Origin of the sequence: Variovorax sp. E3 (assembly GCF_016082275.1) — a bacterium.
In the GTDB taxonomy this organism is placed as follows: Bacteria; Pseudomonadota; Gammaproteobacteria; order Burkholderiales; family Burkholderiaceae_C; genus Variovorax.
Map to the genome: position 1 here is coordinate 38,848 of NZ_MOWM01000013.1, position 15,301 is coordinate 54,148.

Annotated in this window: 9 protein-coding genes and 2 pseudogenes; 10 read left to right on the top strand and 1 reads right to left on the bottom strand. The window is 68.7% G+C overall.

What is annotated here, in order from left to right:
• Positions 1-30 precede the first annotated feature (30 nt).
• Positions 31-3,641, bottom strand: a pseudogene (locus BMG07_RS07545) (indolepyruvate ferredoxin oxidoreductase family protein).
• Positions 3,642-3,818: 177 nt separating this feature from the next.
• Here BMG07_RS07545 and BMG07_RS07550 point away from each other — a divergent pair.
• The 10 genes and pseudogenes from BMG07_RS07550 to BMG07_RS07595 all read left to right on the top strand — a co-directional run bounded on the left by BMG07_RS07550 (position 3,819) and on the right by BMG07_RS07595 (position 15,289).
• Complete coding sequence (locus BMG07_RS07550) at positions 3,819-4,295, top strand: Lrp/AsnC family transcriptional regulator (RefSeq protein ID WP_198084030.1); 477 nt, start codon at positions 3,819-3,821, stop codon at positions 4,293-4,295.
• Between the two features lie 11 nt (positions 4,296-4,306).
• Positions 4,307-5,098, top strand: a complete 792-nt coding sequence (locus tag BMG07_RS07555) for a hypothetical protein (protein WP_198084031.1) — start codon at positions 4,307-4,309, stop codon at positions 5,096-5,098.
• 137 nt (positions 5,099-5,235) lie between these two features.
• A pseudogene (locus tag BMG07_RS07560) lies at positions 5,236-5,993 on the top strand (basic amino acid ABC transporter substrate-binding protein).
• A gap of 88 nt (positions 5,994-6,081) precedes the next feature.
• Complete coding sequence (locus BMG07_RS07565; protein ID WP_198084032.1) at positions 6,082-6,852, top strand: amino acid ABC transporter permease; 771 nt, start codon at positions 6,082-6,084, stop codon at positions 6,850-6,852.
• Positions 6,853-6,895: 43 nt separating this feature from the next.
• Positions 6,896-8,521, top strand: a complete 1,626-nt coding sequence (locus BMG07_RS07570; protein ID WP_198084033.1) for an MFS transporter — start codon at positions 6,896-6,898, stop codon at positions 8,519-8,521.
• Between the two features lie 114 nt (positions 8,522-8,635).
• Positions 8,636-11,230 (top strand): autotransporter outer membrane beta-barrel domain-containing protein, encoded by a 2,595-nt coding sequence (locus tag BMG07_RS07575; RefSeq protein ID WP_198084034.1) that lies wholly within the window; start codon positions 8,636-8,638, stop codon positions 11,228-11,230.
• A gap of 147 nt (positions 11,231-11,377) precedes the next feature.
• The gene (locus tag BMG07_RS07580) at positions 11,378-12,199 is read left to right on the top strand and encodes a creatininase family protein (protein WP_198084035.1); all 822 of its coding nucleotides are present in this window, start codon (positions 11,378-11,380) and stop codon (positions 12,197-12,199) included.
• A gap of 10 nt (positions 12,200-12,209) precedes the next feature.
• A complete protein-coding gene (locus BMG07_RS07585) occupies positions 12,210-13,004 on the top strand; it encodes an ABC transporter ATP-binding protein (protein WP_198084036.1) in 795 nt (264 codons plus the stop codon).
• A gap of 40 nt (positions 13,005-13,044) precedes the next feature.
• Positions 13,045-13,917 (top strand): ABC transporter permease, encoded by an 873-nt coding sequence (locus BMG07_RS07590; RefSeq protein ID WP_198084037.1) that lies wholly within the window; start codon positions 13,045-13,047, stop codon positions 13,915-13,917.
• On the top strand, positions 13,907-15,289 hold the full coding sequence (locus BMG07_RS07595) for an FAD-binding oxidoreductase (RefSeq protein WP_198084038.1): 1,383 nt from the start codon (positions 13,907-13,909) through the stop codon (positions 15,287-15,289). Before BMG07_RS07590 ends, BMG07_RS07595 begins: the two co-directional genes overlap by 11 nt.
• The last annotated feature ends 12 nt before the right edge of the window (positions 15,290-15,301 follow it).

Genomic DNA, 15,301 nt, shown 5'->3' on the forward strand with positions numbered 1-15,301 from the left:
ATGAACCGAGCGAGAAACGCGCCTGAAAAATCAGGCCGCCACGCGCTGCGCCTGCGGATTGCGCCACTTGGCCAGCAGCTCGTTCCAGCGGGTGCGGGCTGCCGCCAGGTTGCGTTCCTTCACGTGGCCGTAGCCGCGGATCTGCTCGGGCAGGCTGGCGATTTCGAGTGCCAGCGCGTGGTTGTCGGCGCGCAGCGCGCCGATCACTTCGTCGATGCTGGCGCGGTATTCACCGATCAGCGCGCGCTCGGTCTTGCGCTCTTCGGTGCGCCCGAAGATGTCGAGCGCCGTGCCGCGCACGCCCTTGAGCCTGGCCAGCAGCTTGAAGCCGGTGAGCATCCAGGGGCCGAACTTCTGCTTCTGCAACTGGCCCTTGCTGTTCTTCTTGGCGATCAGCGGCGGGGCCAGGTGGTAGTTGAGCTTGTAGTCGCCCTCGAACATGCCCTCGACGCGGTCGAGGAACGTGCGGTCGGTGTGCAGGCGGGCGACTTCGTACTCGTCCTTGTACGCCATCAGCTTGAACAGGTAACGCGCGACCGCCTCGGAGAGCGCCGTGCTCTTGCCGACGGCCGCCTCGGCGCGCTGCACCTTGCCCACGAACTGCTTGTACTCGTCGGCGTAGGCGGCGTTCTGGTAGCCGGTCAGGAACTCGACGCGGCGCGCCACCAGGCTCTCGACCGATTCGCGCTTCTTGAACTCGATGACTTGGCCGGGGCGCACGCGCTTTTGCAGTTCGTCCGGGCGCACGGCCGCCTGGCGGCCCCACTCGAAGGCCGTCTTGTTGTTCTCGACGGCCACGGCGTTCAGCTCGATGGCGCGCATCAGCGACTCGTGCTCCAGCGGGATCCAGCCCTTCTGCCAGGCGTAGCCAGGATCATCGGGTTGACGTAGATGCTGTCGCCCATCAGCACGGTGGCGGCGGCGTCGGCGTCGAAGGTGCCCATGCCGTCGATGCCCACGGCGCGCGCAATTTCGGCGGCGCAGGCGTCTTCGGGGTTCTGCCAGTTGGCGTTGCGCACGAAGGCGGCGGTGGGCGAGCTGTGGCTGTTGAGCGCCACGTGCGTGCGCCCTTCGCGCATGCGCGCCATGGTCTCGCCGTTGATCGTCACCAGCGGGTCGCAGGCCAGGATCAGGTCGGCCGCCGCGGTGCCCACGCGCGTGGTGCGGATGTCGTCCTGCGTGTCGCCGATGAGCACGTGGCTCCAGGTGGCGCCGCCCTTTTGCGCCAGGCCCGCCGCGTCCTGCGTGACGATGCCCTTGGCCTCGATGTGCGCGGCCATGCCCAGCAGCTGGCCGATGGTGATCACGCCGGTGCCGCCGACGCCCGCCACCACCACGCCCCAGACCTTGCCGCCCGCCAGCGACGGAATCGCCGGCTCGCCCAGCAGGCCGAACTCGGCCGGCGTGGCCGCCTTGTTCTTGCCCTTCTTCTTGAGCTGGCCGCCCTCCACCGAGACGAAGCTCGGGCAGAAGCCCTTCAGGCAGCTCATGTCCTTGTTGCAGCTGCTCTGGTTGATGGTGCGCTTGCGGCCGAACTCGGTTTCCAGCGGCTCCACGCTCAGGCAGTTGCTCTGCACGCTGCAGTCGCCGCAGCCCTCGCACACCAGCTCGTTGATGACCACGCGCTTGGCCGGGTCGACGGCCGTGCCCCGCTTGCGGCGGCGGCGCTTCTCGGTGGCGCAGGTCTGGTCGTAGATGATGGCCGTGGTGCCGGGCAGGGCGCGGAACTCGCGCTGGATGTCGTCCAGCAGGTCGCGGTGCTTGACCTGCACGTGGTCGCCGGGAATGTTCACGCCCTCGTATTTCTCGGGCTCGTCGGTCACGATCACGACCTTCTTCGCGCCCTCGGCATGCAGGCTCTCGGCGATCTGCAGCACCGAGTGGCCTTCGGGGCGCTCGCCGACCTGCTGGCCGCCGGTCATGGCCACCGCGTCGTTGTAGAGGATCTTGTAGGTGATGTTCACGCCCGCCGCGATGCTCTGGCGAATGGCCAGCAGCCCGCTGTGGAAGTACGTGCCGTCGCCCAGGTTCGCGAAGATGTGCTGGTCGGTCGTGAAGGGCTGCTGGCCCACCCACGGCACGCCCTCGCCGCCCATCTGCGTGAAGCCGATGGTGGAGCGGTCCATCCAGGTCGCCATGAAGTGGCAGCCGATGCCGCCCATCGCGCGCGAGCCTTCGGGCACCACGGTGCTGGTGTTGTGCGGGCAGCCCGAGCAGAACCACGGCTGGCGCGTGGCGTCGGCCACGCTGGAGGAGGCCTGCTGCACCACCATCGAGCGCTCCTTGGCCTCCAGGATGGCGAGCTGCGCGTCGATGCGCGCGGCCATGTCGGCGCCGGCCGCGGCCAGCAGGCCGGTCTTCTTCAGGCGCGCGGCGATCGCCTTGGCGATGAGCGCGGGGTTCAGGTCGGCGTTGGCGCGCAGCAGCGTGTGCGCGGTCGGGTTGGGCATCGACCATTCGCCGCCGGAGTAGCCGTCGGCGCTGGCGCCTTCGCCCTCGTCGAACTTGCCGACCACGTTGGGCCGCACGTCGGAGCGCCAGTTGTAGAGCTCTTCCTTCAGCTGGTATTCGATGACCTGGCGCTTTTCCTCGACCACCAGGATCTCTTGCAGGCCGGTGGCGAATTCGCGCGTGAGCTGCGCCTCGAGCGGCCACACCACGCCCACCTTGTGCAGTCGGATGCCCAGCTGCCGGCAGGCCGCGTCGTCCAGGCCCAGGTCGAGCAGCGCCTGGCGCGTGTCGTTGAAGGCCTTGCCGCTGGCCATGATGCCGAAGCGGTCGTTCGGGCCCTGAATGACGTTGTGGTTCAGCCGGTTGGCGCGGATGTAGGCCAGCGCGGCGTACCACTTGTAGTGCATGAGCCGGGCTTCCTGCTCCAGCGCATGGTCGGGCCAGCGGATGTGCAGGCCGCCGGGCGGCATTTCGAAGTCGGTGGGAATGACGATCTCGACGCGCTCGGGGTCGATCATGGCCGTGGCGCTCGACTCGACGATTTCCTGGATCGTCTTCATGCCCGACCACACGCCCGAGAAGCGGCTCAGCGCGAAGGCGTGAATGCCCAGGTCCAGGATTTCCTGCACGCTCGTCGGAAAGAACACCGGCGTGCCGCAGGCCTTGAAGATGTGGTCGCTCTGGTGCGCGGCGGTGGAGCTCTTGGAGATGTGGTCGTCACCGGCCACCGCGATCACGCCGCCGTATTCGGTGGTGCCGGCCATGTTGGCGTGCTTGAACACGTCGGAGCAGCGGTCCACGCCCGGGCCCTTGCCGTACCAGATGCCGAAGACGCCGTCGAACTTGTTGGTGCCCTGCGGGGAGAAGCCCAGTTGCTGGGTGCCCCAGAGCGCGGTGGCGGCGAGCTCTTCGTTCACGCCCGGCTGGAAGACGATGTTCTGTTCTTTGAGGAACTTGCTGGCCTTCCATAGCGCCTGGTCATAGCCGCCCAGGGGCGAGCCCCGGTAGCCGCTGATGAAGCCGGCGGTGTTCTTGCCGGCCTGCTGGTCGCGCAGGCGCTGCAGCATCGGCAGCTTGACGAGGGCCTGGACGCCGCTCATGAAGGCCCGGCCGTAGTCGAGCGAATATTTGTCGTCGAGCGTGACCGTTTCCAGGGCCTTGCGAATGTGCGCGGGCAGCGGTGCATTCATGTTGTCTGTCTCCGTATGGCGGGGCCTCGTGGGCCTGGCTGATGGTGTGGGTCTGTGCCCGGGTCGGGCGCGAGCCCATGATCACGCAAAGTGTATGCCGGGGTCCGCGATAGGTGTTTGCGTTCTTTGCCCCGAAAAACGCGCTTCCAGAAAGAATCTTGCTTAAGATTGCCGCCCATGGAAAGCATTGACAAGTTCGACCTCGCAATCCTGCAAGAACTGCAGGCCGACGGGCGCCTCACCAACGCCGAGCTTGCGCAGCGCGTGGGCCTGTCGGCCGCGCCCTGCTGGCGCCGCGTGCGCGCGCTGGAGGAATCGGGCTTCATCAAGGGCTACCACGCCGAGATCGACCGCTACAAGATAGGGCTCGGCGTGCTCGCTTTCGTGCGCGTGGACACCGAGCGCGTCACCAACGAGGCCACCCGCAAGCTCGAGGACGCGATCCGCAAGATGCCCGAGGTGGTGGCCTGCCACTACATCAGCGGCACCGGCACCTTCGAGCTGCAGGTGGTGGCGCAAGACCTGAACGGCTTCTCGACCTTCGCGCGGCAGCACCTCATGAACCTGCCGAACGTGAAAGACCTGCACACCAGCTTCTCGCTGGGCGAGGTCAAGGCCAGCAGCGCGCTGCCGCTGGGACACCTGGCCGCATGACCGCCGACGCCATGACATCCACCCCCATGACCGACCAGGAAACCAGCCTGCGGGCCCTGTCCCATCTGCATGCGAACCGCCTGCTGACCGACGCCGAGCACGCGCAGGCGCTGGCGCACGCCGACCTGGCGCAGCGCCTGCTGCGCACCCCGGCCGAGGCGCTGGGCTGGGTGGCCGCGCGCGGCATCGTCGCGCCCGAGCTGCTGCCCGGCCTCAGCGATCGCGCCGCCCCCGAGCGGCAGGACGCGGCGCACCGCATCGTGGCGGACGCCGTGGCCATGGTCAGCGGACAGGCGCCGGCCTGGGTGCTGTTCGAGATCAGCCTCATGGCCGCCCGCCTGGAAGACGGCGTGACCGAGGCCGCGCTGGTCAGGCTGGGGGCGCTGCAGCTGCTCGAGCCGGCGCAGCTCGCACAGGCCGGCGCGCTGCTGCCCGCGCAGGACCCCGAATGGGCCGCGCCCGATTCGCCGGCCACCACGCTGGCCTGGACCGTGCGCACCGGCGTGCTGAACAAGCCGCAGCTGCAGGCGCTGGAGGCCGCCACGCGCGCGGAGCCGGCGTTCGCGGTGTCGCAGGAGCGCAAGGACATCGCGGCCGACGCCCTCGCGCGCGTCGAAGCCGAGGGCCGCCAGAGCGGCGGTACGGTACTGCAGGCGGAGGGCGCCACGAAGACCGTGACCATGACCTGGACCTCCACGACCACGACGACCATCGGAGGGCAGGCCCGGCCATGGCGCCCCGGCAAGCTGATCGGCCTCCTCGTGGTGGCGGCGATCGCGCTGTACATCCTGTTCGGGCGCTGAGCCGCGAGGCACCGGACGGGCCCCGATGGGCACGATAGCTGCAAGCCCCACAAGCCCCAATGGGGCCGCCGATAGCGACAGCCTAAAATCCCCGCCCACCACCTCTCGCCGGACGGCGAAAAAAACAAGGACTCCGAATGAACTCCCTCCGCCGCGCCCTGGCCCTCAGCCTCGCTGCCGCCACGCTTGCCTTCGGTGCCCAGGCCCAGAACCGCGAACTCACCGTGGCCTCCAGCGCCACCTACGCGCCCTTCGCCTTCGAGAACAAGGACAAGCAGATCGTCGCTTCGACATCGACATCATCAACGCCATCGCCAAGCAGCAGGGCCTGAAGATCAAGATCGTCAACACGCCCTTCACCGGCATCTTCGGCGCGCTGAACAACGGCGACGTCGACCTCGTGATCTCGGGTGTCACCATCAACGACAAGCGCAAGCAGAGCTACGACTTCACGCCGCCCTACTTCGCCGCGCGCCAGCTGATCGCGCTGCCGAAGAACAGCAAGGTCGCCTCGCTGAAAGACCTGGCCGGCAAGAAGATCGCCGTGGTCAGCGCCTCCACCGCCGACGACATCGCCTCGCGCGAGTTCGGCAAGACCAGCCCCGACATCCGCCGCTTCGAGAGCACGCCGCTCATCATTTCCGAGCTGGCCGGCGGCGGCGTCGATGCCGCCATGGGCGACAACGGCGTCATCGCCTACCGCGTGGCGCAGAACCCCGAGCTGAAGACCCTCGACGACAAGTCCTTCCCCGAAGAGGGCTTCGGCATCGTCGTGAAGAAGGGCGACAAGGCCCTGCTGGACAAGCTCACGGCCGGCCTGGCGGCCATCCGCGCCGACGGCAGCTACGTGACGATCTACAAGAAGTGGTTCAACAAGGACCCCAACGTGCGCTGAGCCGCACGGCATTTCACAGAACACGGCCGCGCCCCCACGCGGCCGTTTCGTTTTCCGTTGATACAGAGAAGAGTTGGAGGACGTAAGCATGGAACAACCAGTGCTGCTGTTCGGATGGTTCCGATGGGACATCCTCGTTGAATACAAAGACCTGTTCTGGCAAGGCGCCTGGATGACGCTGCGCATGACCGTGGTCTGCGTGCTGCTGGGTTCGAGCTGGGGCCTGTGCCTGGCGCTCGCGCGCCTGGCGCAGCCGCGCCACGCGCCGTGGACCTGGATCGCGCGCTTCTTCTTGCGCTGGCCCGCCACGGTGTACGTGAGTTTCTTTCGCGGCACGCCGCTGTTCGTACAGATCCTCTTGATCCACTTCGCGGTGATGCCGGTGTTCATCCACCCGACCAGCGGCCTGCTGATCGACGGCGAACTGGCGCGCACGCTCAAGCAGGAGCACGGCGCGCTCATCTCGGGCGTGGTCGCGCTCACGCTCAATTCGGCGGCCTACATCTCCGAGGTGTTCCGCGCCGGCATCCAGTCGATCTCGCGCGGGCAGTTCGATGCGGGCCGCTCGATCGGCTTCACGCCCGCGCAGGTGATGCGCTACGTGGTGCTGCCGCAGGCCTTTCGCCGCATGCTGCCGCCGCTGGGCAACAACGCCATCGCGCTGCTGAAGGACACCTCGCTGGTCTCCGCCATCGGCCTGGCCGAGCTGGCCTACGCGGCGCGCACCGTGGCCGGCGCCTATGCGCGCTACTGGGAGCCGTACCTGGCGATCTCGGTGATCTACTGGGTCATGACGCTGGTGCTCACCACCTTGCTGCGGCGCCTGGAAATCCGCCTGGCGCGCAGCGACCGGGGCTAGCCGAAGGCGGGAAAACGGGAGGGCCGCGCCACAATAGCGGCACATGCCACCCATATCCCCCGAAGAGACACCGATCCCGCCCGCCCGGCCGCAGCCCACCAAGCTCGCGGCCCTCGAGCCCCTGAAGCTCCCCGTGTTCCGCATGCTGTGGAGCACTTGGCTCATCGCCAACATCTGCATGTGGATGAACGATGTGGCCGCCGCGTGGATGATGACCTCGCTCACCACCTCGCCCATCTGGGTGGCGCTGGTGCAGTCGGCCTCCACGCTGCCGGTTTTCCTGCTGGGCCTGCCCAGCGGCGCGCTGGCCGACATCCTGGACCGCCGGCGCTGGCTGGTGGCCACGCAGTTCTGGCTGGCCGGCACCGCCGTCGTGCTGTGCGCCGCGCTGGCGCTCGACCTCATGACCGCGCCGCTGCTGCTGGCGCTCACCTTCGCCAACGGCATCGGCCTGGCGCTGCGCTGGCCGGTGTTCGCGGCCATCGTGCCCGAGCTGGTGCCGCGCCCGCAGCTGCCGGCCGCGCTGGGGCTGAACGGCATCGCCATGAACGCATCGCGCATCGTCGGCCCGCTCACGGCCGGCATGCTGATCGCGAGCGCGGGCACCGTGTGGGTGTTCGCGCTGAACGCGGTGCTGTCGGTGGCCTCGGGCTTCGTGGTGCTGCGCTGGCGGCGCGAGCACACGCCCAACCCGCTGGGCCGCGAGAAGCTCATCAGCGCGATGCGCGTGGGCGTGCAGTTCGTGCGGCAGTCGCAGCGCATGCGCGCGGTGCTGTCGCGCATCTCGATCTTCTTCTTCCACTCCACGGCGCTGCTCGCGCTGCTGCCGCTGCTGGCGCGCAACCTGCAGGGCGGCGGCGCCGGCACCTTCACGCTGCTGCTGGCCGCCATGGGCTCGGGCGCGATCATCGCGGTGCTGTTCCTGCCGCGGCTGCGCCAGGCGCTGGGGCGCGACCAGCTGGTGCTGCGCGGCACGCTGCTGCAGTCGGGCGCCACTGCCGTCATGGCCTTCGCGCCCAACGCGTGGGTCGCGGTGCCGGCCATGTTCTTCGGCGGCATGGCGTGGATCACGGTGGCCAACTCGCTCTCGGTGTCGGCCCAGCTCGCGCTGCCCGACTGGGTGCGCGCGCGCGGCATGTCGATGTACCAGATGGCGATCATGGGCGCGAGCGCCATCGGTGCGGCCATCTGGGGCCAGGTGGCCACGGTGAGCACGCTGCAGATCAGCCTGGCCATCGCGGCCGTGAGCGGCACGCTGCTGATGCTCGGCGCCCTGCGCTGGGTGACCGACGTGAGCGGCGAGGACGATACCCGCCCCGCCCAGGCCGGCTGGGCCACCGGCCCGCCGGCCGAGGCGCCGGAGGAAAACGGCCGCGTGGTCATCACGGTCGAGTTCTTCATCGACCCGGCCCGCGCCGCCGCCTTCCACCTCGTGATGCAGCAGACCCGCCGCGCGCGCCTGAGCCAGGGCGCCATCGGCTGGGAACTGCTGCACGACATCGGGCAGCCCGAGCGCTACGTCGAGCAGATCGTCGACGAGTCGTGGACCGACCACCTGCGCCGCTTCAACCGCGCCACCGCGAGCGACATGGCGCTGCGCGAGCGGCGGCTGGCGTTCCACATCGGCGAGAGCGCGCCGGTGGTGACGCGCTACGTGGTGCGGCGCTGACGGCGGCTTCGGCGTCTCGCGACAGCAACAGCTCGATTGTTTCCAAGTTGTTAATCGTGCCAAATGGCCGGGCCGTTTCCGGTTCGGCGGGGGCGACGACAACGAGGAGCAAGCATGCGCATCGAACGCCCGCATCGGTTTCTGCACCGTCTCCCGGCCTCCCCTGTTTCCTGTCTCGCCGCTGCCGCGGCACTGCTCGCCGGCGCGGCGCACGCGGCCTGCGGCCCGACCGCCACGCCCGGCACCGGCGACAGCGTGGTCTGCGACGGCACCACCACCGGCTCGCCCAGCGTGATCGCCGTGCCGGGCAGCACCGGCGTCGGCATCATGGTGAACGCGGGCGCCACGCTGAGCACCAATGCCACGCAGGCCCTGCTGGTGCACGACGCCAGCAGCATCGTCAACAACGGAACGATCACCGTCTCGGGCGGCTCGGGCGGCGCGCGCGCGGCCATGGTCGCCACCGACAACGACAACACGCTGACCAACAACGGCGCCATCCGCACCACGAGCAGCGGCACGGCGGGCATGCTGGTGACGTCGAACAGCAGCACCCGCAGCCTTCTCACGAACACCGGCAGCATCACCACCACGGGCGGCAGCTCGCACGGCATTTCCACGCTGGGCCCGGGCAACACCGTCGTGAACAGCGGCACCATCGACGTGAGCGGCACTGCGGCCAAGGGCGTCTACCTGCAGGGCGGCAACCTCGTGGCCAACCTGCTGATCAACACCGGCGCGATCCGCACCACGGGCGCCAACACCTCGGCCACCAGCGGCTTCGCGAGCGCGGTGCATGTGAACACGCTCAGCGCGAGCTTCTTCTCGCGGGTCGAGAACCGGGCCGGCGGCCTGCTCTCCAGCGCCAACGACTACGGCTACCGCGGACAGAACGGCAACGACGTGCTGGTCAATGCCGGCACCATCGAAGGCCACGGAGGCACCGGCAACGACGGCGCGATCCTGATGGGCGGGGGCGGCACCGGCACGCTGATCCTGCAGACCGGCTCGGTCATCCGGGGCGCGGCCGACGGCGGCAATGCGAGCAGCAATGCCTTTCTCGAAGGCACCGGCACGGTGGACAACGCTTTCCGCAATTTCCAGAACCTCACGATGCGCGGCACCCAGTGGTCGTGGCTGACCGATGCGAGCTTCTCGGACTCGGTGCGCGTGGAAAGCGGGCGCTTCAACCTTCCCGCGACGCTGACCAGCCCCGTCATCACCGTGCTCCCCGGCGCCACCGTGGCCGGCACCGGCACCTTCGCGGGCAACGTGACGAACCAGGGCACGCTGCTGCCCGGCCCGAACGACGGCGTCAACTTCGGCGCCTTCACCGTGCGCGGCAACTACGTCGGCGCCGGCGCGCTGATGCAGGTCAACACGGTGCTGGCCGGCGACAACGCGCCGTCGGACAAGCTGGTGATCGACGGCGGCCAGGCCTCGGGCGGCACCGGCATCCGCGTCGTCAACCGCGGCGGCCTGGGCGCGCCGACGCTGGCCGACGGCATCCTGGTGGTGCAGGCGCAAAACGGCGGCACCACCGCCGCCAATGCCTTCTCGCTGACCCAGCCGGTCGAGGCCGGCGCCTACGACTACCACCTGTTCCGCGGCGGCGCCGCAGGCAACAACCCCGACAACTGGTACCTGCGCAACAGCGGCTACGCGGTCGGCGGGACGGTGGTGGGCACGCTCGAGGAAGCCATCGAACTCATCGAACACATGCCGGGCGGCGACGCGTCGCTGGACACGGTCCACCTGTACCGCCCCGAGGTCGCGCTCTACAGCAGCATGCCGCTGGTGGTGCGCAGCCTCGGCCTGGCGCAGCTGGGCAGCTTCCACGACCGGCAGGGCGACCAGCAATTGCTCGCGAGCGACGAAGGCGCGCAGGCATCCTGGGGCCGCGTGTTCGGCGAAAGCACGCGGCAGCGCCTGCGCGGCGACGCGAACCCGCAGTTCGACGGACGCATCTCCGGCCTGCAGATCGGCCACGATTTCCTGATAGCCACCGACGACGCGGGCGCACGCCACCGGGTCGGCGTGCTGGGCGGATACACCCGCGCCAGCGGCGACACCAGCGGCTCGGCCGGCGGCCTGGCCAACGCGGCCACCGGCCGCCTGAGCGTCGAGGGCTACAGCCTGGGCGCGTACTGGACCCGGGTCGCGCGCACCGGCTGGTACACCGACACCGTGCTCATGGCCACGCGCTTCAAGACCGATGCGCGCTCCACGCTCGGGCGCGGCGCCGCGCCGCGCGGCAACGCGGTGACGGCCTCGTTCGAGACCGGCTATCCGCTGGCCCTGAGCGACACCGTGACGCTGCAGCCGCAGGCGCAACTGATCTGGCAGCGCAGCACGATCGACAGCTTCGACGACGGCATCTCCGCCGTGAGCTTTCGGCGCGACAACGCGGTGACGGGCCGGTTGGGCGCGCGGCTGGAGGGCAACTTCAGCGCCGGCGGCGGCACGTGGAAGCCCTACCTCAAGGCCAACTTGTGGCACACCTTCAGCGGCAGCAACGCGATCTTCTTCGGCCCCACCGACCAGGTCGTCAACCGCCGCAACGCGAGCGCGCTCGAAGTCGGCATCGGTGTCGTCGGGCAACTGAGCCGGGTGCTGGCGGTGTACGGCGGGCTGGCCTACACCGGTGCCATCGGCAACACCCAGCAGACCGGCGTGCAGGGACAACTGGGCATGCGCGTGCGCTGGTAGCCCCAAGTGCCGGTAATTGATCCAGTCAATCTGATTTGGGCCTGCGTTTCACGTTATTACAAGCAACCACGGGTTATTGCTAGGCAATCTTTTTTGACCACATGGATAATTTAGACTATCCAACCCGCCGTCAAGAGGTTTGCCACGATGAATTCGCTCCCCCTGCGCAGCCGTTTCTGGTCCGACCTGACCAGCGAAGAGTTCTCCCGCCTCGACCGCGAACGGCTGATCGCCGTACTGCCGGTGGGCGCCACCGAACAGCACGGCCCCCACCTGCCGATGTCGACCGACACCGCCACCATCGACGGCATGGTGCGCGCCACCCTGCCGTACCTGCCCGACGACCTGCCGGTGCTGTTCCTGCCCACCGTGCCCTACGGCAAGAGCAACGAGCACTCGCGCTACCCCGGCACGCTCACCGTGTCGGCCAACACGCTGATCTCGCTGTGGAAGGACATCGGCGCCTGCGTCGCCAAGGCCGGCGTGCGCAAGCTGGTGCTCTACAACAGCCACGGCGGCCAGATGAGCGTGATGGACATCGTGGCGCGCGACCTGCGCGAAGAGCACGACATGATGGTCGTGGCAGCCAACTGGTACACGCTGGGCCTGCCCGAGGGCCTGTTCACCGCGCACGAGGGCAAGCACGGCATCCATGCCGGCGACCTCGAAAGCTCGGTCATGCTGCACCTCACGCCCGACTACGTGTGCCGCGACCAGTTCCAGAACTTCAGCTCCATGACCGAGCAGCTGGCCGCCGAGAACAAGTTCCTCTCGATCACCCCCAGCGGCAAGCTCGGCTGGCAGATGCACGACATCAACCCCGCGGGCGCCGCCGGCGACGCCACGCGCGCCACCGCCGAGAAGGGTGCGGCCGTGCTCGACCATGTGGGCCGCCGCTTCGTCGAGTTGCTGCACGAGGTCGACCGCTTCCCGCTGTCGCGCCTCGCCAACGTGCCCGCCTGGCGCTAGGCTCGCTCCCATGGAAAGCACCACGACCCCACCCCTGGTCACGCTGCGCAACGTCAGCAAGCGTTTCGCCAACGGCACGCTCGCGCTGCAAGGCATGTCGCTCGACGTCGGCGAGCACGACTTCATCAGTTTTCTCGGCCCCTCGGGCTGCGGCAAGAGCACCGCGCTGCGGCTGATCGCCGGGCTCACGCGGCTCAGCTCGGGCGAGATGCACTGGTCGGGCGCCAACACCGGCAAGACCCGCAGCGACCGCGACCTGGGCTTCGTGTTCCAGGAGCCCACGCTGATGCCCTGGGCCAAGGTGTTCGACAACGTGTGGCTGCCGCTCAAGCTGGCGGGCATGAGCCGCGACGAGGCCGCGCCGGTGGTGCAGCAGGTGCTCGAACTGGTGGGCCTCTCGCGCTTTGCCGACGTGTACCCGCGCGAGCTGTCGGGCGGCATGAAGATGCGCGTGTCGATCGCGCGCGCGCTGGTCACGCACCCGCGCCTGCTGCTGATGGACGAGCCCTTTGCCGCGCTCGACGAAATGACGCGCATCAAGCTCAACAACGACCTGCTGGCCATCTGGCGCGAGCACCGTTTCTCGATCGTGTTCGTGACGCACAGCGTGTACGAGTCGGTGTACCTGTCGAACCGCATCGTGGTGATGGCGGCGCGCCCGGGCCGGGTGATCGACGAGATCCGCATCGACGAGCCCTATCCGCGCGGCGAGGAGTTCCGCACCTCCAGCCGCTACAACGCGCATTGCACGGCGGTGTCCCGGTCGCTGCACGGCGCGCTGCACGGCCTGGACGTCGACCATTGAACCGCCGCCCCCACGACCCAACGAACGGTAGAAAAACAGGATGACCACGCTGATTGCCAAGGCCGACCCGGCGCTGGACGACGCGCCCTCCGAGGCCACGCTGCGCGCCCACGAAGACAAGCTGCGCCGCCGCGAATCGCTGCTGCGCATCGTCGTGCCCGCGGGCATCGTGCTCGCGCTGCTGCTGCTGTGGGAGTGGACCGTGCGGGCCAACAACATCCCGCACTACATCCTGCCCGCGCCCTCGCTCATCCTGCGCACGCTGTTCGACAACTGGGATTCGCTGTCGAGCGCGCTGTGGTTCACGGTGAAGCTCACCTTGCTCGCGCTCACGGCGGCCATCGTCGGCGGCGTGCTGCTGGCCATCGCGTTCGCGCTGTTCAAGTGGGTGGAGATCGGCCTGTTCCCCATTGCCGTGATCCTGCAGGTGACGCCGATCATCGCGATCGCGCCGCTCATCCTGATCTACGTGTCGAGCACCACGGCGGCGCTCTTGCTGTGCGCCTGGATCGTGGCCTTCTTTCCGATCCTGTCGAACACCGTCATCGGCCTGAAGAGCGCCGACAGCAACCTGCGCGACCTGTTCCAGCTCTACAAGGCCTCGCCGTGGCAGACCTTCCGCTACCTGCTTGCGCCCAGCGCGCTGCCGTACTTCATGGCGGGCCTGAAGATCGCGGGCGGCCTGAGCCTGATCGGCGCGGTGGTGGCCGAGTTCACGGCCGGCACGGCGGGCAAGGAAACGGGGCTGGCCTCGCGCATCCTCGAATCGAGCTTCCGTACCGAGATCCCGATGATGTTCGCGGCGCTGCTGCTGGTGTCGCTGCTGGGCATCGTGATCTTCATCGTGTTCGCCGCCCTGTCGCGCCTGGTGCTCGGCCACTGGCACGAAAGCGAGATGCGCCGTGAACGCTAGGACCCTGCCGCCCCCCGCCGTCGACTGGGACGCCGTGCGCGCCGAGCTGCACGGCCTCAACCTGATCACCGCGCCGGCGCAGCGCAAGCAGCTGTCCAAAGACTTCTACTGGTACAGCCCCATCCTCACCGCGCAGCTCGCGGGCTGCGTGGCCGACCTCGTGGTCAAGGTCAGCACCGAGGAAGACGTGCGCCAGGCCGCCGCCGTGGCCGCCAGGTGGAAGCTGCCGCTCACCGTGCGCGCGGGCGGCACCGGCAACTACGGCCAGTGCGTGCCGCTCGAAGGCGGCATCGTGCTCGACGTGACGCAGATGTGCCGCGTGCTCGACGTCCAGGAAGGCCGCATGCGCGTGGAGGCCGGCGCGCGCATGCACGACATCGACCTCACCGCGCGCGAGACCGGGCAGGCCCTGCGCATGTGGCCCTCGACCTGGCACGTGGCCAGCATCGGCGGCTTCATCGCGGGCGGCTTTGGCGGCATCGGCTCGTTCCGCCACGGCATCCTGCGCGACCCCGGCAACCTGCTGCGCGCGCGCGTGATGACGGTGGAGCGCGAGCCGCGCGTCATCGAGCTGCACGGCGACGAGATCCAGCAGGTGCACCACGCCTACGGCACCAACGGCGTGATCCTCGACGTCGAAGTGGCGCTGAGCCCGGCCGTCGAATGGGTGCACTGCACGGTGCTGTTCGACACCTACCGCGGCGCGCTCGACTTCGGCATTGCCGCGCAGGCGCCCACGCTCGACATCTTCCTGCTGTCGACGGTGGAGGCGCGCTTCTCGCCCTACTACACGGCCATGCGCGACCGCTTCCCGGCCGACCGGCATGCGGTGTTCGCCATGGTCTCGCCCGATTCGATGGCCGACTTCCGCGCCTTGGCCGACGCAAGCGGCGGCCACATTTCGGTCGCGGGCACCGAGGCCGAACTGCTGGCCGACGGCCTGCCGCCGGCCTACGAGTGCGCCTTCAACCACACGACGCTGCAGGCGCTGAAGGCCGACCGCGGCTGGACCTACCTGCAGGTGGCGTACGCCCAGCCCTTCGATCCGTCGGTGGTGGAGCGCCACCTGCAGATCTTCGGCGACGACGTGCTGCAGCACCAGGACTTCGCGCGCGCCGGCGGCGAGTGCGGCACCTTCGGCATCCTGCTGGTGCGCTGGAAGGGCGAGGCCCACCAGTACGAGCTGATCCGCGAGATCGAGTCGCAGGGCGGCTGCAAGATCTTCAACCCCCACGTGGTGACCATCGAGGACGGCGGCATGAAAACCATCGACACGCAGCAGATCGACTTCAAGAAGCGCAGCGACCCGATGGGGCTGATGAACCCCGGCAAGACGCGCGGCTGGTCGGCGGATATGGCCGTCGAGCGCTGAACAGATTAGTCT

Coding starts and splice junctions, on each gene's coding strand:
- BMG07_RS07590 (WP_198084037.1), top strand. CDS start 13,045: ATGACCACGCTGATTGCCAAGGCCGACCCGGCGCTGGACGACGCGCCC.
- BMG07_RS07585 (WP_198084036.1), top strand. CDS start 12,210: ATGGAAAGCACCACGACCCCACCCCTGGTCACGCTGCGCAACGTCAGC.
- BMG07_RS07555 (WP_198084031.1), top strand. CDS start 4,307: ATGACATCCACCCCCATGACCGACCAGGAAACCAGCCTGCGGGCCCTG.
- BMG07_RS07565 (WP_198084032.1), top strand. CDS start 6,082: ATGGAACAACCAGTGCTGCTGTTCGGATGGTTCCGATGGGACATCCTC.
- BMG07_RS07570 (WP_198084033.1), top strand. CDS start 6,896: ATGCCACCCATATCCCCCGAAGAGACACCGATCCCGCCCGCCCGGCCG.
- BMG07_RS07580 (WP_198084035.1), top strand. CDS start 11,378: ATGAATTCGCTCCCCCTGCGCAGCCGTTTCTGGTCCGACCTGACCAGC.
- BMG07_RS07575 (WP_198084034.1), top strand. CDS start 8,636: ATGCGCATCGAACGCCCGCATCGGTTTCTGCACCGTCTCCCGGCCTCC.
- BMG07_RS07550 (WP_198084030.1), top strand. CDS start 3,819: ATGGAAAGCATTGACAAGTTCGACCTCGCAATCCTGCAAGAACTGCAG.